The 17,912-nt window shown below is 56.7% G+C and carries 19 protein-coding genes; 5 read left to right on the top strand and 14 right to left on the bottom strand.

Annotation, left to right across the window (positions count from 1 at the left end):
- The first annotated feature begins 72 nt into the window (after positions 1-72).
- The 5 genes from ccrA to ACR0AM_RS11020 all read left to right on the top strand — a co-directional run bounded on the left by ccrA (position 73) and on the right by ACR0AM_RS11020 (position 5,482).
- Positions 73-1,356, top strand: a complete 1,284-nt coding sequence (ccrA, locus tag ACR0AM_RS11040) for a crotonyl-CoA carboxylase/reductase (RefSeq protein WP_480475116.1) — start codon at positions 73-75, stop codon at positions 1,354-1,356.
- Positions 1,357-1,723: 367 nt separating this feature from the next.
- Positions 1,724-2,443: a helix-turn-helix transcriptional regulator gene (locus ACR0AM_RS11035; RefSeq protein ID WP_480518469.1), complete on the top strand. Its 720-nt coding sequence runs from the start codon at positions 1,724-1,726 to the stop codon at positions 2,441-2,443.
- Positions 2,444-2,525: 82 nt separating this feature from the next.
- Complete coding sequence (locus ACR0AM_RS11030; RefSeq protein WP_480518471.1) at positions 2,526-3,164, top strand: acyl-homoserine-lactone synthase; 639 nt, start codon at positions 2,526-2,528, stop codon at positions 3,162-3,164.
- Between the two features lie 60 nt (positions 3,165-3,224).
- Positions 3,225-4,766, top strand: a complete 1,542-nt coding sequence (locus ACR0AM_RS11025) for an ATP-dependent DNA helicase (RefSeq protein WP_480518473.1) — start codon at positions 3,225-3,227, stop codon at positions 4,764-4,766.
- Complete coding sequence (locus ACR0AM_RS11020) at positions 4,754-5,482, top strand: SDR family oxidoreductase (protein ID WP_480518475.1); 729 nt, start codon at positions 4,754-4,756, stop codon at positions 5,480-5,482. The genes ACR0AM_RS11025 and ACR0AM_RS11020 overlap by 13 nt, the downstream gene beginning before the upstream one ends.
- A gap of 3 nt (positions 5,483-5,485) precedes the next feature.
- On the opposite strand, the gene ACR0AM_RS11015 is transcribed toward ACR0AM_RS11020, so the two are convergent.
- The 14 genes from ACR0AM_RS11015 to trpS all read right to left on the bottom strand — a co-directional run bounded on the left by ACR0AM_RS11015 (position 5,486) and on the right by trpS (position 17,837).
- Entirely contained in the window at positions 5,486-6,253 is a 768-nt protein-coding gene (locus tag ACR0AM_RS11015; RefSeq protein ID WP_480483180.1) for a TIGR02186 family protein, read from the bottom strand.
- 2 nt (positions 6,254-6,255) lie between these two features.
- A complete protein-coding gene (locus tag ACR0AM_RS11010) occupies positions 6,256-7,176 on the bottom strand; it encodes a sulfite exporter TauE/SafE family protein (protein WP_480475128.1) in 921 nt (306 codons plus the stop codon).
- A 91-nt stretch (positions 7,177-7,267) separates the two neighbouring features.
- Positions 7,268-8,191 (bottom strand): sulfite exporter TauE/SafE family protein, encoded by a 924-nt coding sequence (locus ACR0AM_RS11005; RefSeq protein ID WP_480483182.1) that lies wholly within the window; start codon positions 8,189-8,191, stop codon positions 7,268-7,270.
- 90 nt (positions 8,192-8,281) lie between these two features.
- The gene (locus ACR0AM_RS11000) at positions 8,282-9,250 is read right to left on the bottom strand and encodes an ABC transporter permease (protein WP_480622912.1); all 969 of its coding nucleotides are present in this window, start codon (positions 9,248-9,250) and stop codon (positions 8,282-8,284) included.
- Complete coding sequence (locus ACR0AM_RS10995; protein WP_480475134.1) at positions 9,250-10,344, bottom strand: ABC transporter permease; 1,095 nt, start codon at positions 10,342-10,344, stop codon at positions 9,250-9,252. The genes ACR0AM_RS11000 and ACR0AM_RS10995 overlap by 1 nt, the downstream gene beginning before the upstream one ends.
- 1 nt (position 10,345) lies before the next feature.
- Positions 10,346-11,875 carry an ABC transporter ATP-binding protein gene (locus ACR0AM_RS10990; RefSeq protein WP_480475136.1) on the bottom strand — a complete coding sequence of 510 codons (1,530 nt, stop codon included), beginning with the start codon at positions 11,873-11,875 and terminating at the stop codon, positions 10,346-10,348.
- A 95-nt stretch (positions 11,876-11,970) separates the two neighbouring features.
- Positions 11,971-12,969, bottom strand: coding sequence for a BMP family lipoprotein (locus tag ACR0AM_RS10985; RefSeq protein ID WP_480486668.1), 999 nt, complete (start codon positions 12,967-12,969; stop codon positions 11,971-11,973).
- Between the two features lie 158 nt (positions 12,970-13,127).
- The gene (locus ACR0AM_RS10980) at positions 13,128-13,526 is read right to left on the bottom strand and encodes a GNAT family N-acetyltransferase (protein ID WP_480622911.1); all 399 of its coding nucleotides are present in this window, start codon (positions 13,524-13,526) and stop codon (positions 13,128-13,130) included.
- 11 nt (positions 13,527-13,537) lie between these two features.
- On the bottom strand, positions 13,538-14,128 hold the full coding sequence (tsaB, locus tag ACR0AM_RS10975; protein WP_480622910.1) for a tRNA (adenosine(37)-N6)-threonylcarbamoyltransferase complex dimerization subunit type 1 TsaB: 591 nt from the start codon (positions 14,126-14,128) through the stop codon (positions 13,538-13,540).
- The gene (locus ACR0AM_RS10970) at positions 14,118-14,681 is read right to left on the bottom strand and encodes a NifU family protein (protein ID WP_480622909.1); all 564 of its coding nucleotides are present in this window, start codon (positions 14,679-14,681) and stop codon (positions 14,118-14,120) included. The genes tsaB and ACR0AM_RS10970 overlap by 11 nt, the downstream gene beginning before the upstream one ends.
- Positions 14,682-14,750: 69 nt before the next feature.
- The gene (locus ACR0AM_RS10965; RefSeq protein WP_480622908.1) at positions 14,751-15,344 is read right to left on the bottom strand and encodes a DsbA family protein; all 594 of its coding nucleotides are present in this window, start codon (positions 15,342-15,344) and stop codon (positions 14,751-14,753) included.
- A 9-nt stretch (positions 15,345-15,353) separates the two neighbouring features.
- Complete coding sequence (locus ACR0AM_RS10960; RefSeq protein ID WP_267366250.1) at positions 15,354-15,809, bottom strand: universal stress protein; 456 nt, start codon at positions 15,807-15,809, stop codon at positions 15,354-15,356.
- A 76-nt stretch (positions 15,810-15,885) separates the two neighbouring features.
- On the bottom strand, positions 15,886-16,749 hold the full coding sequence (locus ACR0AM_RS10955) for a branched-chain amino acid aminotransferase (RefSeq protein ID WP_480622907.1): 864 nt from the start codon (positions 16,747-16,749) through the stop codon (positions 15,886-15,888).
- A 59-nt stretch (positions 16,750-16,808) separates the two neighbouring features.
- Entirely contained in the window at positions 16,809-17,837 is a 1,029-nt protein-coding gene (gene trpS, locus ACR0AM_RS10950) for a tryptophan--tRNA ligase (RefSeq protein ID WP_480622906.1), read from the bottom strand.
- Positions 17,838-17,912 lie beyond the last annotated feature (75 nt).

Here is a 17,912-nt window from a genome sequence, read left to right as displayed (position 1 = left end):
GATGGCCAATATTTCATCTGATAAAGCACGCGATTCTGCGTCGCGGCAAAAGTATTGAAAAAGGAGGCCAGCATGGCTTTGGACACCGAAACCGGTATCGCGTCGTATGAGGCACCTGAAAAAGACCTCTATGAAATGGGTGAGATCCCTCCGATGGGATATGTCCCGAAACAAATGTACGCATGGGCCATCCGAAAGGAACGCCATGGCGAGCCAAACACTGCGATGCAGCAGGAAGTGGTCGATGTACCCACGCTGGACAGCAATGAGGTACTTGTTCTGGTGATGGCAGCAGGCGTTAACTACAACGGTGTCTGGGCTGCACTGGGCCAGCCGATCAGCCCCTTCGATGGCCACAAGGCACCGTACCATGTCGCAGGCTCTGATGCATCGGGTATCGTCTGGGCTGTTGGTGACAAGGTCAAGCGCTGGAAGGTTGGCGATGAAGTTGTCATCCACTGCAACCAGGACGATGGAGATGACGAAGAATGCAACGGCGGCGACCCAATGTACTCGACCAGCCAGCGGATCTGGGGCTATGAAACACCTGACGGCTCGTTCAGCCAGTTCACACGTGTGCAGGCTCAACAGTTGATGCCGCGCCCCAAGCACCTGACCTGGGAAGAAGCGGCGTGCTACACGCTGACACTCGCGACAGCTTATCGTATGCTGTTTGGTCACGAACCGCACGACCTGAAACCGGGTCAGAACGTTCTGGTCTGGGGTGCCTCGGGCGGTCTGGGCTCTTATGCTATCCAGTTGATCAACACAGCCGGGGCAAACGCGATCGGGGTGATTTCGGACGAAAGCAAGCGCGATTTCGTCATGGGTCTGGGCGCAAAAGGGGTTTTGAACCGCCGCGACTTCAATTGCTGGGGCCAACTGCCCACGGTCAATACGCCCGAATACGCCGAGTGGTTCAAAGAGGCCCGCAAGTTCGGCAAGGCGATCTGGGATATCACCGGCAAGGGCAACAATGTCGACATGGTGTTCGAGCATCCGGGCGAAAGCACCTTCCCGGTCTCGACCTTCGTGGTGAAAAAAGGCGGCATGGTTGTGATTTGTGCGGGGACGTCCGGGTTTAACTGCACATTCGACGTACGTTACATGTGGATGCACCAGAAACGCCTGCAGGGTTCGCATTTTGCCCATCTGAAACAAGCGGCAGCGGCGAACAAGCTGATGGTCGAGCGCCGCCTGGACCCCTGTATGTCCGAGGTGTTTGCCTGGAACGACCTTCCGGAAGCACATATGAAAATGCTGCGGAATGAACACAAGCCGGGCAACATGTCTGTGCTTGTTCAGGCGCCGCGTACCGGGCTGCGCACACTCGAAGAAGTTTTGGACGCAGGCTGAAACAGTTCAGGACCTTAGACAAAAACCACCCGCGAATCGCACTGCCGGTTCGCGGGTGGTTTGCTGTTTGCAGACCTTTTTCATGGTTTCAAATGCTTGCGATTATTACTCCCGCTATTTTTGGGGAGTAGAAACCGGTGAATAGGTCGAAAAAGATCATACATGTTATGGTTGTGTTAACGCTTCGTTAACTGTTTCAGAGAGACCCTGATGGCGCAAAATGAGTGGATATTGGACGTACTATCGGACCTCAACGCTTTTGCCGTTGCGAATGGGTTGAGCGCGCTTGCAGAACAGCTTGATGATACAAGGCTGATTGCGGCGGCCGAGATCGCGTCCCTAAAGAACGAGGCACGGGCGCCCGCGGATGGGAACGAAAACCGATTTGGGTCAAATCCTTCAGGATTTGGAAAACACCAGCACGCTTGAAGAGCTCAGTACCGTTGCCGAATGTCTGCGAGACACTTTGAAGGTCGCACATCTGACATATCACTGGGTTGACGGCGCGGGGGACCAATACGGCTATACGACCTACTCAGACGCCTGGGACGAACGATACAGGGAAAAAAACTATCATCGTATTGATCCTGTAATTCTGGGGTGTTTCCAGCGATTTCACCCGGTTGACTGGAAGTCTCTGGACTGGTCCAGCAAGGTGGCCAAATCATTCCTTCAGGATGCCCACGACCATGGGGTCGGCAATCAGGGATACTCGATCCCGATCCGAGGGCCAAACGGCCAGTTCGCTCTTTTTACCGTTAACCATAGTTGCGACGATCAAACTTGGCAGACCTTCATCTCGACCTTTGGGCGCGAGTTGATTCTTGTTGCGCACTATATCAATCGCAAAGCGCTGGAGTTTGAAAAAGACAGGCAACCGGATGCAACGCGCAGCCTGTCGCCCCGTGAAATCGACGCCATTACCCTTTTGGCACTGGGTTACAGCCGCGCTCAGGTGGCGCATTCCCTGTCGATTTCCGAACACACGTTACGCGTTTACATTGAAAGCGCCCGATCGAAACTCGGAGCCCTTAACACGACCCACGCAATCGCAACGGCACTCAGCCGGGGATTAATAGTCGTTTAAGGGCAAAGCGTCCTCAAAACGCAATATTAACCACGACTCTGTACCCCCTTCGTTCCTGCACAGGACGACAAGGGGAAAAGTCATGTTGCGTTATCTATATGCCGATGAGTTACACAGATTTCCGACTCTGGCTGAGGGGATGTTCAAGGATCGCGCAGATCAGTTCAAAACCCGGTTGGGGTGGGACGTCCATGTCAACAAAAAAGGAGAAGAGCGGGATGAGTACGACGACCTCAACCCGCTTTATGTCATCTGGGAAGAACCGGATGGCAGCCATGGTGGGTCAATGCGGGTATTGCCGACAACCGGCCGGGTAATGATCAATGAGGTGTTTGGGCATCTCAACGGTGGAAAGCCGATTTGCAGCCCTCTGATCTGGGAGGTGACCCGGTTCTGCCTGTCCCGCACAGCCAGCCCGCACACTGCCGGGGCCATCATGCTCAGCGGCGGTGAGATGATGGAGGGCTTTGGCCTGACGCATATTGCCGGTGTATTTGATGCCCGCATGATCCGGATCTATCGTCTGATCGGGTCGTCCCCCGAGGTTCTTGGAACCCAAGGCACAGGGCGTGACCAGATCTCGGTCGGGCTATGGCCCTATTCAGCGGATGATTGCAACCGCGTGGCCGAACGGGCGGGCATCCCGCGTGAGCTTTCGCGCATGTGGTTCAATGCAGCTTTCGGGCGATCCAAACTGCACCGATTTGCCCTGTCTGCCTAAGGACCGGAAAACGCAAATCCGCATCTGGTGATGGTTGGCGCGGCCCTGTAGGGTCGCGCCATGTCTTTGCCGAATGTGACCTTCTCAGATGATCAGGCCGCCGCGTATGACAGCATCGCCGAGATGCTGCGCTCAGCCGGTGTCGACCTGGAGGACGATGCCCTTCTGAAACTGCCGGGGGCAGGGAAGTCTGGCGTGATGGCTGTGATCGGCAAGGCCGGGTCCGGCAAGACGTTGCTGTTGGCCAAACTTTACAAAGCGCTGGCTGAGACCGGTGTTCAGGTCGTGTCCGGCGACTACGAAAGTCGTAAATCCAGAGACAAGCGCAGCCTTGCTATTCTGGCCCCTACGAACAAAGCCGCAAGTGTTCTGCGCCTTCGAGGTGTTCCGGCAACCACAATTCACCGCATCCTTTATACGCCGGTCTATGACCCGGAATACGAGCGTATCGCCGAATGGCTGGCCGGAAATGACGAGCGCCCCGAGATCGAAGGTCTGACAGACGAAGCTTTGGACCGTGCTGCTGCGTTTTATCGTAACAACAAATCGATTCCCGGAGCGCTGGCCGCTGCCGGATTGCGCGGATCTGACTTCATTACAGGTTGGAAACGCCGCGAGGAACCGCTGGACATCGGGTTTGTCGACGAGGCGTCGATGCTGGATGATCGTCAGTTCGAAGACCTGAAAGAGATATTCCCGACCCTTCTGCTGTTCGGTGATCCCGCACAGCTGGCTCCGGTCAATCAGTCCGGCAGCATGGTGTTTGAAGCCTTGCCCGAACCACGAAAGCTGACGCTTCAGCGGGTACATCGGCAAGACGCGGATAACCCGATCCTGGATCTGGCGCACGCTCTTGCCAATCCGTCGATGGGATTTGAAGAATTTGAGCGTTTGGTCGAAGACACCGCCCGCCGGGATGACAGGGTCGTTTGGGGGCAGCGGGTCGAAGTTGATCTGATGGCGCGCAGCCCGGTTCTGGTCTGGCGCAACGCCACGCGCATTCGTTTGATACAGGCGTTCAGGCAAGTTCATGGCGCACCGGATACGGAGCTTTTGGAAGGTGAGCCGCTGATCTGCGACGGGATCGAGTTGCCGTTGAAGCACCGCAAAAAGCGGTTGGATCTTGAGGCGCGCGGCCTGATCAAGGGGGCCCAGGTTGTCTATCTTGGTCCCGGTCGCAAGCCGGGGTTTTCTCGCTTGCATGTGATCGGGGCCGAAGACCCACAGGTCAGCGCCGCGTCGATTGTCCAGATCGAAAAACCGGATGAGGAAGAGCCCTTCATTCCTTTTGCCGCCCGTATGGGGGCGACGTTTTTGCACGGGGCTGCGGTGACGATACACAAGGCACAAGGATCACAGTGGGACACGGTTCAGGTGTTTGCCCCTGACATTTACGCCGCCGCCCGGATGGGCCGTACTGAGGCCGGGCAGCCTTTGTGGAAGCGTTTGGCTTATGTCGCGATCACCCGCGCACAGGAGCGTTTGATCTGGGTGGTTCGCAATCGATTGTCAAAACCCACCCACCCGTTGCAGATAGATGATTTGCGCGCGGTCCCTGCAGTTTCACTCGCACTGGAGGCAGAAGAGACATGGGTTCCATAATCGTAACTGGTGCAAGCTCTGGCATCGGTCGGGCCACCGCCGAGCTTTTTCTGGCGCAGGGCTGGACGGTCGGGCTGCTGGCGCGCAGCGCGGACAAGCTGAATGCCCTCGCGCAAGAATACCCGGCGGCCATAGCAATGCCCGCCGATGTGACCGACCCGGACGCAGTCAAACAAGCGTTCCACGCCTTCATGGATCGGACAGGGCGACTTGATGTTCTGTTTAACAACGCTGGTATTTTTGCCCGCGGGGGCACAATCGACGAAATCGCGTTGGACGATTGGTATCAAACCGTCAACGTCAACTTGAACGGTATGTTTCTATGCGCGCGTGAGGCCTTTGGGATCATGCGTCATCAAAGCCCGCAGGGCGGGCGGATCATCAATAACGGCTCGATTGCAGCGCATGTTCCGCGTCCGAATTCTGTACATTATTCGGCGACCAAACATGCCATTACGGGGCTGACGCGCAGCCTTTCACTGGATGGACGATCCTTTGGAATTGCATGTGGTCAGATCGATATCGGCAACGCACGCACGCAGATGGTTCAGGATCTGGTGGATGCGGCGCAGGCGGCAGGCCAGACGCCGGACCCAACCATGGCGGTTGAAGATGCCGCGCGTTCCGTTCTGCATATGGCCACCCTGCCGCCCGAGGCGAATGTGCAGTTCATGACGGTCATGGCCACGACCATGCCCTATATCGGCAGGGGGTGAGTGTCAGTTTTCCCGCAACAGTCGGAACGCTGTCGACGCGCCCCAACCTGCGGCAATCGCGATAACCAATGACATCAGCCCGTACCAAACGGGTTGCTGACGGGACATATTGTACAGAAACCGCTCCAACCCGACTTTGCGGACGTCGATTTTGGTTTCGTATTGCGATACAACCTCTCCTCCGCGGGTCAGGAAGATCCGAGCTGAGTAATCCCCTTCGGTCAGGTCCGCAGGCATGTCAATTGACGTCCGGAACAAGGTTTGTTCGTCCACGGCCACAGTGTTCTCGCGGATGGAATACAGCTGTTCAGATTCACGGATACGGATCACGGCATCTGCAAAATCCTGAGCACCACGGATGTGCATCGCCGCTCCGACCGACCGGATCGCGCGTTCGATCGAAATGCGGTGACGCAGGTCTTCGGTATCGGTCAGAATTTGATCCAACGGTTCGCTGGTGGCAACTGCGTAGAAACTTGGTGCCAGGTCGACCAGAACGCTATCGGTGTTTACCCAAATCCCAAGCTTTCGCTCTTTGCGGCGAACCGTTACGGGCTCGGACGGGCCTGCAACCGCTACAATAACCGCGACTGGTGGGCCTGGCGGAATGGGTGATTCCCGTTTGATGGCCCCGAAAATGAGGATCTCAGACCCGTCAAAGTCGGCAGTGATCGCAACACGATCCTGGCTGAGGCCCAGGACGACCTGCTCTTCATCGGCTGCGGCGGGCAGGCAGAACAGGCACAAAGCGGCAAAGACATAGCGCAGCATTCTTAATGCCCCCCGCTGTTGCCAAGCGAATAAAGCTCGGATGGTTCAAGAAGCAAATCAAGGGCCAGCTTGCCGCAGACGACCAGAACCAGCGCCGCCAACAGAACGCGTAGTTGTTCTGCCGGCATGCGCGAACCGATTACGGTTCCGATCTGGGCGCCAATGACGCCCCCGACCAGCAGCAATACCGCCAGGACAATGTCCACTGTATAGTTGGTGGTCGCGTGCAGCATCGTGGTAAATGCGGTTACGAAGATTATCTGAAACAACGATGTGCCGACAACGACTTTCGTGGGCATTCCCAGCAGGTAAATCATCGCCGGGACCATGATGAAGCCGCCACCGACCCCCATAATCGCGGACAAGACCCCGACGCTTAGACCAACTACAACCGGTGGAATGACCGAGATATAAAGACCTGATGTGCGAAAGCGCATCTTGAAGGGCATCGAATGAACCCAGCCACGTTGGCGGCGCTTGGCTGGCGCTGCCCCGCCTTTCTTGGCTTTGCGCAGCGCCCTCAGGCTTTCGATGAACATCAGGCTGCCAATGATACCAAGGAAGACCACGTAACAAAGGGTTACCAGAAGGTCGACCTGGCCTAGGCTTTTTAGATAGTTAAAGACAACAACGCCCAATGCAGCCCCGACTAGACCGCCTGTCAACAAAACCGTACCCATCTTGAGGTCAACGGTCTTTCGTCGAAAATGGGCCAGCACCCCGGAAAAGGACGATGCAACAATCTGATTGGCCTCTGTCGCAACCGCAACAGCCGGTGGTATGCCAATGAAAAACAGCAGCGGCGTCATGAGAAACCCGCCGCCGACCCCGAACATCCCCGACAGAATTCCAACCATTCCACCCAGACCAAGGAGTAGAAATGCATTTACCGAGACTTCGGCTATGGGCAGGTAAATATGCATGATACCGTCACTTTGCGCTGGGTCTTTGCTTGCCTTCTATCAAACTCGAATTCAAGACCGGTTATTGTCGCGTGGTACGGGGAAAACAACATCATACCCCTCCAGGCTCTGCCAGAGAAAAGATCTCCAACGGCGGCAATAGAAGGTCAAATCCGATCTTTCCGGCAACGCCCATGACCAGCAACGCCAACAAAATGCGCAGCTGTTCGGCTTTCAGACGTGCACCGATCTGCGTCCCCAATTGCGCGCCCAGAACGCCGCCAAGCAACAAGAACAGGGCAAGCACTATGTCGACGCTGAAATTTGTCGACGCATGTATCATGGTTGTGAAACCGGCGACGAAAATGATCTGGAACAGGGATGTCCCGATAACCACTTTGGTCGGAATGCCAAGAACATAGATCATCGCGGGTACCATGATGAACCCGCCGCCGACACCCATGATCGCCGACAGGATGCCAACACCAAACCCGACCAGTGCAGGTGGTATGACCGAGATGTAAAGGCTTGATGCCCGAAACCGCATCTTGAAGGGCAGTGCGTGAACCCATGTACGCTGGCGTCGCTTGGGGGCAGGTTGATACCCGGACTTTCTGGCTTTTCGGATGGCGGCAAGGCTTTCGATGAACATCAGGGTTCCGATGGCCCCCAGAAATACGACATAGCAAATCTGTACAGCCAGATCGACCTGTCCGAGATGCTTGAGAAAATTGAAAACCACCATACCCAGGGCCGCGCCAAACAACCCTCCGGTCAGCAGAACGCTTCCCATTTTCAGGTCCACGGTCTTGCGCCTGAGATGCGCCAACAATCCCGAAATGGAAGAAGCGACAACCTGATTGGCTGATGTCGCAACGGCAACCGCCGGGGGAATGCCGATAAAAAACAGTAGCGGAGTGATCAAAAATCCTCCGCCGACACCGAACATGCCAGATAAAACACCGACGACCCCACCGATCCCCAACAGCAGGAATGGGCTGACAGAAACTTCGGCTATGGGAAGGTATACGTGCATACCCTCTTAGAACGGTTGCGGCATGCAAAATCAACTCTGCATGCCGCCTTGCAGCGAACAGGACTGAAACTCCATTCGGAACTGGCCTTATCAGCGCTCTTTGATGTAGGGCTCTCCGCCTGCCCGTGGTGGCACGGCCTTGCCGACAAAACCGGCCAGAATAACAACTGTCAGGATATAGGGCAGGGCGTCCATCACCTGGACCGGAATCACTACACCACCAAGATCGATGTTTTGGAACCGAAGTGCTACCGCCTGAAGCAGGCCAAACAGCAAACAGGCCCACATGGCGTGCCACGGGCGCCATTTGGCAAAGATCAAGGCGGCCAGCGCAATAAAGCCACGACCAGCGGTCATTTCCTTGACGAACCCCGCCTGCAAAGCCGTCGCCAGATAAGCGCCCGCGATACCACAAAGTACGCCACAGATCGCGACGGCTGCGAAGCGCAGGCCAACCACGGATACACCTGCCGTGTCGACGGCTGCCGGGTTTTCACCCACAGCCCGCAGGCGCAGGCCGAACCGTGTGCGGAAAAGCACCCACCACGTTGCTGGAACCATCAGGAATGCCACATAAACAAGGATCGAATGGCCCGAGAGCAGTTCGGAATAGATAGGGCCGACAATCGGAACCCCTCCAAGCGCATCGGCAAATGGAAAGTTGATAGACTCGAACCGGCCGCCACCAAAGAGCGAGGGCGTACGACCGCCCTGTTGGAACCAGCTTTGGGCGACAAGCACTGTCAGGCCCGAGGCGAGAAAGTTTATTGCAACACCCGAAATCAGCTGGTTGCCCCGGAAGGTTATCGATGCCAACCCGTGCAGCCCTGACAGCGCCAATGAGGATCCGATGCCAGCCAGCAAGCCCAGCCAGACTGAACCCGTAACCGCCGCGACGGCCGCAGAAAAGAACGCGGCCACCAGCATTTTGCCTTCCAGCCCGATGTCGAAAATGCCAGCCCGTTCCGAATACAGACCGGCCAAACAGGCCAGCAAAAGAGGCGTGGATAGGCGGATGGTCGAATCCAGAACCTGGATGAGGGTTACAAAGAAGTCCATTACTCTGCCCTCTTCCGCATACCAAGGAACAGTTTCTCAAGCGGCATCCGTACCATGTTGTCCAGCGCACCGGTGAACAGGATCACCAGCGCCTGAATGACCACGATCAGCTCGCGCGGGATCGATGCCCACAGTGCCAGCTCGGCCCCGCCCTGATACAGGAACCCGAACAAAAGCGCGGCCAGCAATACGCCGAAAGGATGTGAGCGCCCCATAAGGGCCACGGCAATTCCGATGAACCCAGCGCCTTCGGTCGAGTTCAGGACAAGGCGCTCCGCCTCGCCCATGACGTTATTGATGGCCATCAAACCTGCCAGCGCACCCGAGATCAGCATCGCAACAATAGTAATGCGAACCGGTGAGATACCGGCATAGACCGCGCCGGTTTCAGAGTGGCCATAAGCTCGGATTTCATATCCCAGCCGGGTCCGCCAGATCAGCGCCCAGACGACGACACAGGCCAGCAACGCGATGAAGAATGTAATGTTTACCGGAGCCCCCCGGAACACCACGTTTTCTGCGGTCGAGAACATTGACTGGAAAGTTGGCAGATGGACGGTTTCGGGGAATCGCGCGGTTGCCGGGTCCTGCGACCCTTGCGGGCGCATGATGTTGACCAACATGTAGTTCAGAAAGGCAGCGGCAATGAAATTGAACATGATCGTGGTAATCACGATATGGCTGCCGCGCTTGGCCTGAAGATAGGCTGGGATAGCGGCCCAAAACGCACCGAACAGCATTGATGCCGCGCAGGCCGCAAGCAATGCAATGCTCCAATGCGGCCAGTCGACGTACAGGCAAACCATGGCCACCCCAAGACCGCCCAACATCGCCTGACCTTCGCCACCAATGTTGAACAAGCGGGCGTGGAATGCGACGGCGACCGCAAGGCCGGTAAACATGAAGTTTGTCGCGTAATAGAGCGTATAGCCCCAGCCATAGGTTGACCCCAACGCGCCTGTAACCATCAGCTTAACAGCTTCGACGGGGTTTTCTCCGATGGCGAGGATGACTAGCGCAGACAGGAAAGCGGCCAGCAACAGACTGATCAGCGGGATCAGAACGACATCGGCCCATTTAGGCATTTTTTCCATCCTACGCGGCCTCTCCTGCAACACCGGCCATCAGCAGGCCAAGTTCTTTTTCATCTGTTTCGCTGGGCAGGCGTTCGCCCATGATATGCCCGTCGAACATCACTGCGATCCGGTCGGACAGCGAGAAGATCTCTTCCAACTCAACCGAAACCAGCAGGATCGCCTTGCCTTGGTCGCGCAGGGCAACGATCTGCTTGTGAATGAACTCGATCGCACCAATATCAACGCCACGTGTCGGCTGGCCGACCAGCAGCAGGTCAGGGTTTCGCTCGATTTCGCGGGCAACGACGATTTTCTGCTGGTTCCCGCCCGAAAAGCTCTTGGCGGCAAGCCAAGGATCCGGTGGCCGAACATCGAATTTCTCGATCTTGGCTTCGGTATCAGCGCGCAGCGCGGAATTGTCCATGAACAGGCCACGCTGATAAGCGGGGTCCCGGTGATAGCCAAAGGCCACGTTCTCCCACGCGTGGAAATCCATAATCAGGCCTTCGCGCTGACGGTCTTCGGGCACATGCGCGATGCGCTGTGCACGACGCGCCTGACCGTCTGATCCGGCACCGCTTAGTGCCAGCGGTTCGCCATTCAGCTTGATCGAGCCTTGTCCCGGACGCATCCCGCCCAGAACCTCTAGCAACTCCGACTGTCCATTGCCCGCCACACCGGCAATGCCAACGATCTCACCGGCACGAACGGTCAGGTCGATACCTTTAACCCGTTCAACACCAGCGGAATCAAAAACGCTCAGCTTTTCGATCTCAAGGATGGGTTTGCCCGGCGTAGCAGGCACCTTGTCGACTTGCAGCAAAACCTTACGGCCTACCATCAGTTCGGCCAGTTCTTCAGGGCTGGTGTCTGAAGTTTTCACCGTAGCCGTCATCTGCCCACGGCGCATGACCGAAACGGTATCGGTGTTTTCCATGATTTCGCGCAGCTTGTGGGTGATCACGATGATCGTTTTCCCTTCGGCTCGCAGACGATCCAGGATACGGAACAGCTGGTCAGCCTCTGCCGGGGTCAGAACGCCAGTCGGTTCATCCAGAATCAGAATCTCGGCCTTGCGATACAATGCCTTCAAAATTTCGACACGCTGCTGCATCCCCACACCGATCTCATCAATGCGTTTGTCGGGGTCAACGAACAGTTCGTATTCTTCTTCCAGTTCTTTCAGTTCTTTGCGGGCCTTGGCCAGAGACGGAGCCAGAAGGCCGCCATCTTCGGCACCCAGAACGATGTTTTCCAGAACAGTGAAATTCTCCACCAGCTTGAAGTGCTGAAACACCATCCCGATGCCCGAGGCGATAGCCGCCTGGCTGTCAGGGATTTCGGTCTTTGTCCCGTTGATCCAAATTTCACCTTTGTCGGCTTTGTAAAAGCCGTAGAGGATGCTCATCAGCGTGGATTTGCCCGCACCGTTTTCACCGATGATCCCATGGATCGTACCGGGGGCGACGCTGATTGAGATGTCTTTGTTGGCCTGAACCGGCCCAAAGGATTTGGAGATCCCTTTGAGCTCAATGGCGGGGACGGTCATGTCTTACCCTCAACTGCCGAAAAGCCCATCCGGCAGGTGGCACGGATGGCAGAGTGGATGGCGGGGCGGAAGGGTTCCTTCCGCCCCGCGCGATATCAGAACTGCAGTGCGGGGCAGCTGTCGTTCTCGTAATAGCTGACAACGGTGATATCGCCGTTGATGATGGCTTTGCGGGCTTCTTCCACCGCATCGTTCATTTGGACCGAAACAAGCTCTTTGTTGTTATCGTCCATGGCGACGCCTACACCTTCTTCGGCCAATCCCATGGTGAACACGCCGGTTTCTACGGCGTCACCTGCTTTCATCGCGTCATACACCGCGACGTCCACACGTTTCAGCATCGACGTCAGGACCTTGCCCGGATGCAGGTGGTTCTGGTTGCTGTCCACGCCGATCGACAGGATGCCTTCGTCGGCTGCCGTTTGCAGAACGCCAACACCTGTACCGCCAGCCGCGGCATAGATCACGTCAGCACCCTGGCTGATCTGTGCTTTTGTAAGTTCCGAACCTTTTACCGGGTCGTTCCATGCCGCAGGGGTGGTGCCGGTCATGTTGGCGACAACATTGATGTCCGGGTTCACGGCTTTGGCGCCTTGTGCGTATCCGCAACCAAAGTGGCGGATCAGCGGAATGTCCATACCGCCGATAAAGCCAACGGTTCCCGATTTCGATGCCATCGCTGCCATCATGCCAACCAGGTACGATCCTTCATGCTCGGCAAAGCCGATCTGGCGGATGTTGGGGATGTCCAGCCAGTTCACGTCGACAGCCACGAATTTGGTTTCAGGATAATCGCCTGCAACGGCCGACAACGGATCGGCCATACCAAAGCCCATGGTGATGATCGGATTGGCACCTGATTCTGCGAAACGGCGCAGAGCCTGTTCGCGCTGTGCTTCCGACTGGATCTCGATCTCGCGGTACTCGCCGCCGGTCTCATCGGCCCAACGCTGCGCGCCATTATACGCGGCTTCGTTGAAAGATTTGTCGAACTTGCCGCCCAGGTCAAAGATCAGCGCCGGTTCGGCGAAAGTTGCACCTGCGGTCAGAGCGACAGCAGCGGCAGCACCCATCAAGGATTTCATCAGGGTCATTTAAGTCTCCCATTTTTTTTGTTGGCACGAGGTAAGTTTAGCCCCGTTTACCCACTTTTAGCGAGCATAAGTGTTGTGATGGCGGGAATTAAGGACGTTTGCAACCGTGATGGTCAATTGATTTCTGACCAAATGGTCTAAAAAATCTTTGGTTGCCGTTAGGGCAGTCGGCGTTCCATCACGAGAGCATCGATATTTGGGCCTGTTTTTCTGGAATAATAACCCTTGCGCTGACCGCACTGGCGATACCCGCATCGCCAGTACAAAGCGATTGCTGCAACATTGTCGGCAGCGACGTCCAGAAAAGCGCGGTTTGCCTGCAAAGTGACTGCCCGGTCGTGCCAGTCGTGCATCGCCTGTGACCCGAGCCCTTGTCTTTGAAACGCTGGGTGAGTCGCAATCGTCAGCAACTCTGCCTCACCCGCGATCACCTGAAACAGGACAAAGCAACGGTCATCCCCGACGTAATCAGTGAACCGGTTCTCCAAAAGGCTGGCGAACTCATCGGCAGTCCATGGGCGTGACTGGGTGAACGCCGCTGCATGTGTCGCTGCCATCTCGTAAGGCGTCATTGGTCCAGCAACACAGGCGGCACATCTCGGGACGGGGCCGCGTCCGCAGGTCTGACATATAGCGGGGCTGGAGGCGCACTGACGCTGTGCCATCGTCTTGCGGCAAGTCTGGCAACGGCTTGTACCTGCAATGCGGGGTCGGGGCAGACATACAAAGGCCCATGCTGTTCGGCCTCGCCCAAAGGCAACAGGCAAGGGCCGGTTCCGGGAAGTTGTACATACACCTGTTCGCGCGGCGCAGGGATGGCTGGACGTTGGCTCTCTTCTGCCAGTTCAATCAGAGCATCGAATCCAGAAACACCCACCGCGGGGACGCCAAGGCCCAAGGCAAGGCCCCGGGCGGCAGAGACCGAAATGCGTATACCCGTGAAATTGCCGGGCCCAATCCCAACACCGATTGCGTCCAGATCGGCCCATACGCAACCGGCTTCGGTCAGTACTTCTTGCAACAAGGGCATCAACCGTTCGGCCTGGCCGCGTGCCATGTCTTCGACACGGGACATTGCGATCACACCGCCACGCAACAAAGCGGCCGCGCAATGCGCGGCCGATGTATCAAATGCCAGGATCGTCGGGTCAGACGGCAACTGGTCGAACCTCGGTCACTTCAGGGATGTAGTGGCGCAGCAGGTTTTCGATACCCATCTTCAGTGTCAGGGTCGATGACGGGCACCCCGCGCAGGCACCTTGCATGTGCAGATAGACCACGCCGCGATCAAAGCCATGAAAGGTAATGTCGCCACCATCCTGTGCCACGGCCGGGCGCACGCGGCTGTCCAGCAGATCTTTGATCTGATTGACGATTTCCGCATCTTCTCCGGTATGTTCGGCATGACCCGAGGCCGCTGCCGCGTCGGCACCCATGACTGGCTGGCCGGATTGATAATGCTCCATCACTGCGCCAAGAATTGCAGGTTTGATGTGATCCCACTGAACTTCGTCGGATTTGGTCACAGTGACAAAGTCGTTTCCAAAAAACACACCGGTCACACCGTTTACCGCAAAGATTCGTTTGGCCAGTGGGGACTTATCACCAGCCTCAGCTGTCGGGAAATCCGCGGTTCCAGTCTCAAGCACCGTTTGGCCGGGCAGAAATTTCAATGTGGCCGGGTTTGGGGTGGATTCGGTCTGGATGAACATGAGGCAGCTCCGTCTGAGGTGTTTCTGATATGCGCTCAGGGGTCGGAGAAGTCAATATTTGGAACGATTCTAAATCGTGAGCGAGTAACGAATCGCCTCATCCAGCCGGTCATCTCCCCAAAACAGCTCTGCCCCCGCCACAAAACTCGGTGCGCCGAACAGGCCAAGTGCTTTTGCGCGCGCGGATTGCTCAAACAGCGCAGCTTTGATGCTCGCATCTTTTGCGCGCTTCACAACTGCCGCAGGCAGACCTGCCATCCTCAGGCAATCCTCAAGCACGTCTTCGTCGGAGATGTCCCGTCCGTCCCCGAATTCAGCGCTGAAGACAGCCTTTGCGAAGGCAACCCGTTCCTCACCATGCGCAAGGGCCAGAGTCAGGCGCGCTGCGGTGAGGGAGTTTTGCGGGAACGGGTCAGGCCGAACTAACGGCAGCCCGCGTGCGCTGCAAAGACGTTCCATGTCACGCCACATATAGCGCCCTTTGGCCGGATACAGGTTGAACGGCGATGTGCGCCATCCCTGATCCGCGAAAATCGGCCCCAATAGAAAAGGTTGCCAGTCGACCGAGACACCTGTGCCCCGTGCGGCCTGTTCGATTCGCATCGCGCTGAGATAGGAATAAGTCGAGGCGAAGTCGAACCAGAACTGCAACGTCTTCGCCACGTTCGATCCTCAGGTGATTTCTTCCAGCTTTTCCTTGCTCAGATCACCGGGAACAATCGTTATCGGGATCGGCAGGCTGCCAGAGTTCTTTGTGAGCTGGGTCACCAGCGGGCCGGGGCCTTTCTTGTCAGTTCCCGCCCCAAGAACGAGAACGCCGATCTCAGGGTCAGACTGAACATGTTCGATGATCTGCGGCACCGGATCACCTTCGCGAATGGCCAGTTCAGGTTCTACATTCTGTTTGTCGCGCATCCATTTGGCGAAGACTTCGAAATGGGCATGGATACGTTCCCGGGCTTCTTCGCGCATGGTTTCGGCAACACCGATCCAGTGATTGAACTCGTCCGGCGGAATAACCGACAAGATCGTCACGCCGCCACCTGTATGCGCGGCACGCATCGCGGCGAACCGCATTGCGTTCAGGCATTCACGGCTGTCATCCAGAACAACTAAGAACTTACGCATGGGTGTCCTCTTCAATTTTAAGAGATCATGCCCGAGCGTTTGCGTGCTGGCAACTCGGACACGTTCATGTCGATTACTAGCGTTCGCTTGCAGCCCAGTCCCAGTAAAGTGCGCGGGCACGGCGGGCAATTGGACCAACCTGAAACTGTGTGTCTTCTAGCGCAGTCACCGGTGAGATCTTGCTCATATTGCCGGACATGAAAACCTCGTCCGCCTGGTGAAAATCCTCGAAACCCAAGACCGTTTCATGAACTGTAACACCATCCTCGCGCAGATTCTTGATATGTCGCGCCCGCGTGATCCCTGCCAAAAATGTGCCGTTGGGGATCGGGGTAAAGACCTCGCCATCCTTGACCATGAAGATGTTGGCTGTTGCCGTTTCGGCCACATTGCCCATCGCGTCAGCGACCAGTGCGTTCGAGAATCCCTTGGAGCGCGCCTCTTGCAACATGCGCGCATTGTTGGGGTAAAGGCACCCGGCCTTGGCGTTGACCACTGCTGATTCCAGTACCGGGCGACGGAACCGCGTGGTCGACAGCGTGGCTGAAGCCGTTTCAGGTGCCATCGGGATTTCTTCCAGACAGATGGCAAACCCTGTGCTGTTTTCCTGCGGAACGATTGCCGTGCTGTCGCCATCAATGCCCCAATACATCGGGCGGATATAAACAGCTGTGTCAGGGCTGTAGGCTTGCAACCCTTCATGCACCAATTCGACCATCTGTTCGGTTGTCATGGTCGGTGTCAGCATCAGGGCTTCGGCGGACCGGTTCACCCGGGCGCAATGGGCTTGCAGATCAGGGGCCAACCCGTCGAAATAGCGGGCACCATCGAATACGGATGATCCAAGCCAGGCCCCATGATCCGCTGCGCGCATGATGGGTGTATCCCCGTCATGCCATTGGCCCTGAAAGTAGGTCCGGATGTTTTTGCCGGTTGCCATGACGCCCTCCTGTGGTTCAGGCAGACCCTAGGTGGGCGTCAGGCGAAGGTCCAGTGCATTCAGCGTGATGCCGATCCGACCATACCGACGATTTCATAGGTCTTTTGCAGGATCGGAGCAGCGATCTGGCGGGCGCGTTCGGCCCCGTGAGCCAGAATCCGGTCAATCTCGGCCTGTTCTCCCATAAGGCGCGACATCTCAGTCGAGATTGGGGCCAGCTTGGCGACCGCCAGATCAGCCAGCATCGGTTTGAAATCACCGAACTGCTTGCCGCCAACTTCGGCCAAAACCTGCTCGATGCTTTGTTCGCTGAGTGCTGCGTAGATATTGACCAGATTACGCGCTTCGGGGCGGCCCTCCAGACCTTCGACATCCGACGGCAAAGCGTCAGGGTCGGTCTTGGCCTTGCGGATTTTCTTTGCGATCGCATCTGCATCGTCGGTCAGGTTGATCCGACTCATGTCCGAGGGATCGGAGGACGACATTTTGCGCGAACCGTCCCGCAGGTTCATCACGCGCGGGGCAGGGCCTCCAATCACGGGCTCAGTCACGGGAAAGAAGTCGACGCCGTAGTCATGGTTGAACTTGATCGCGATATCGCGGGTCAATTCCAGGTGCTGCTTTTGGTCTTCGCCCACAGGAACATGTGTCGCGTGGTAGACAAGAATATCGGCTGCCATCAGGGCAGGGTACGCAAACAGGCCAAGCGAGGCATTTTGCGCATTTTTGCCCGCCTTGTCCTTGAACTGCGTCATCCGTTGCATCCAGCCCATTCGGGCGACGCAGTTGAAAATCCAGGCCATTTGAGTGTGCTCGGGCACCTGGCTTTGGTTGAACAGGATTGATTTTTCTGGATCAAGACCCGCCGCGATAAAGCCCGCGCAAACCTCGCGTGTTTTTTCACGCAGACGTTCCGGATCCTGCCATACGGTGATGGCGTGCAAATCGACCATGCAATAGACGGTTTCGAATTCGGGACCCTGCATATCGACAAAACGCTTGAGTGCACCAAGGTAGTTCCCAAGGTGCAGGTTTCCCGAAGGCTGGATGCCGGAAAACACGCGCGGCGTGAATTGGGACTCAGTCATCAAAGGGAACTCCTGTCTGGAAAAATCAGCCCCCGTCGCTTACCCATGAGGCAAAGGGACGTCAACAGCCGCGAA

Source organism: Ruegeria sp. AD9 (assembly GCF_056542305.1).
The sequence above is the reverse complement of the archived record's forward strand: the minus strand, read 5'-3'. Positions and strand labels throughout refer to the sequence as shown.

Coding starts and splice junctions, on each gene's coding strand:
- trpS (WP_480622906.1), bottom strand. CDS start 17,837: ATGACTGAGTCCCAATTCACGCCGCGCGTGTTTTCCGGCATCCAGCCT.
- ACR0AM_RS11025 (WP_480518473.1), top strand. CDS start 3,225: ATGTCTTTGCCGAATGTGACCTTCTCAGATGATCAGGCCGCCGCGTAT.
- ACR0AM_RS10980 (WP_480622911.1), bottom strand. CDS start 13,526: ATGGCAGCGACACATGCAGCGGCGTTCACCCAGTCACGCCCATGGACT.
- ACR0AM_RS10990 (WP_480475136.1), bottom strand. CDS start 11,875: ATGACCGTCCCCGCCATTGAGCTCAAAGGGATCTCCAAATCCTTTGGG.
- ACR0AM_RS11010 (WP_480475128.1), bottom strand. CDS start 7,176: ATGCATATTTACCTGCCCATAGCCGAAGTCTCGGTAAATGCATTTCTA.
- ACR0AM_RS11035 (WP_480518469.1), top strand. CDS start 1,724: ATGGGAACGAAAACCGATTTGGGTCAAATCCTTCAGGATTTGGAAAAC.
- ACR0AM_RS10985 (WP_480486668.1), bottom strand. CDS start 12,969: ATGACCCTGATGAAATCCTTGATGGGTGCTGCCGCTGCTGTCGCTCTG.
- ACR0AM_RS10955 (WP_480622907.1), bottom strand. CDS start 16,749: ATGGCAACCGGCAAAAACATCCGGACCTACTTTCAGGGCCAATGGCAT.
- ACR0AM_RS11005 (WP_480483182.1), bottom strand. CDS start 8,191: ATGCACGTATACCTTCCCATAGCCGAAGTTTCTGTCAGCCCATTCCTG.
- ACR0AM_RS10960 (WP_267366250.1), bottom strand. CDS start 15,809: ATGCGTAAGTTCTTAGTTGTTCTGGATGACAGCCGTGAATGCCTGAAC.
- ACR0AM_RS11030 (WP_480518471.1), top strand. CDS start 2,526: ATGTTGCGTTATCTATATGCCGATGAGTTACACAGATTTCCGACTCTG.
- ACR0AM_RS10970 (WP_480622909.1), bottom strand. CDS start 14,681: ATGTTCATCCAGACCGAATCCACCCCAAACCCGGCCACATTGAAATTT.
- ACR0AM_RS11015 (WP_480483180.1), bottom strand. CDS start 6,253: ATGCTGCGCTATGTCTTTGCCGCTTTGTGCCTGTTCTGCCTGCCCGCC.
- ccrA (WP_480475116.1), top strand. CDS start 73: ATGGCTTTGGACACCGAAACCGGTATCGCGTCGTATGAGGCACCTGAA.
- ACR0AM_RS10995 (WP_480475134.1), bottom strand. CDS start 10,344: ATGGAAAAAATGCCTAAATGGGCCGATGTCGTTCTGATCCCGCTGATC.
- ACR0AM_RS11000 (WP_480622912.1), bottom strand. CDS start 9,250: ATGGACTTCTTTGTAACCCTCATCCAGGTTCTGGATTCGACCATCCGC.
- ACR0AM_RS11020 (WP_480518475.1), top strand. CDS start 4,754: ATGGGTTCCATAATCGTAACTGGTGCAAGCTCTGGCATCGGTCGGGCC.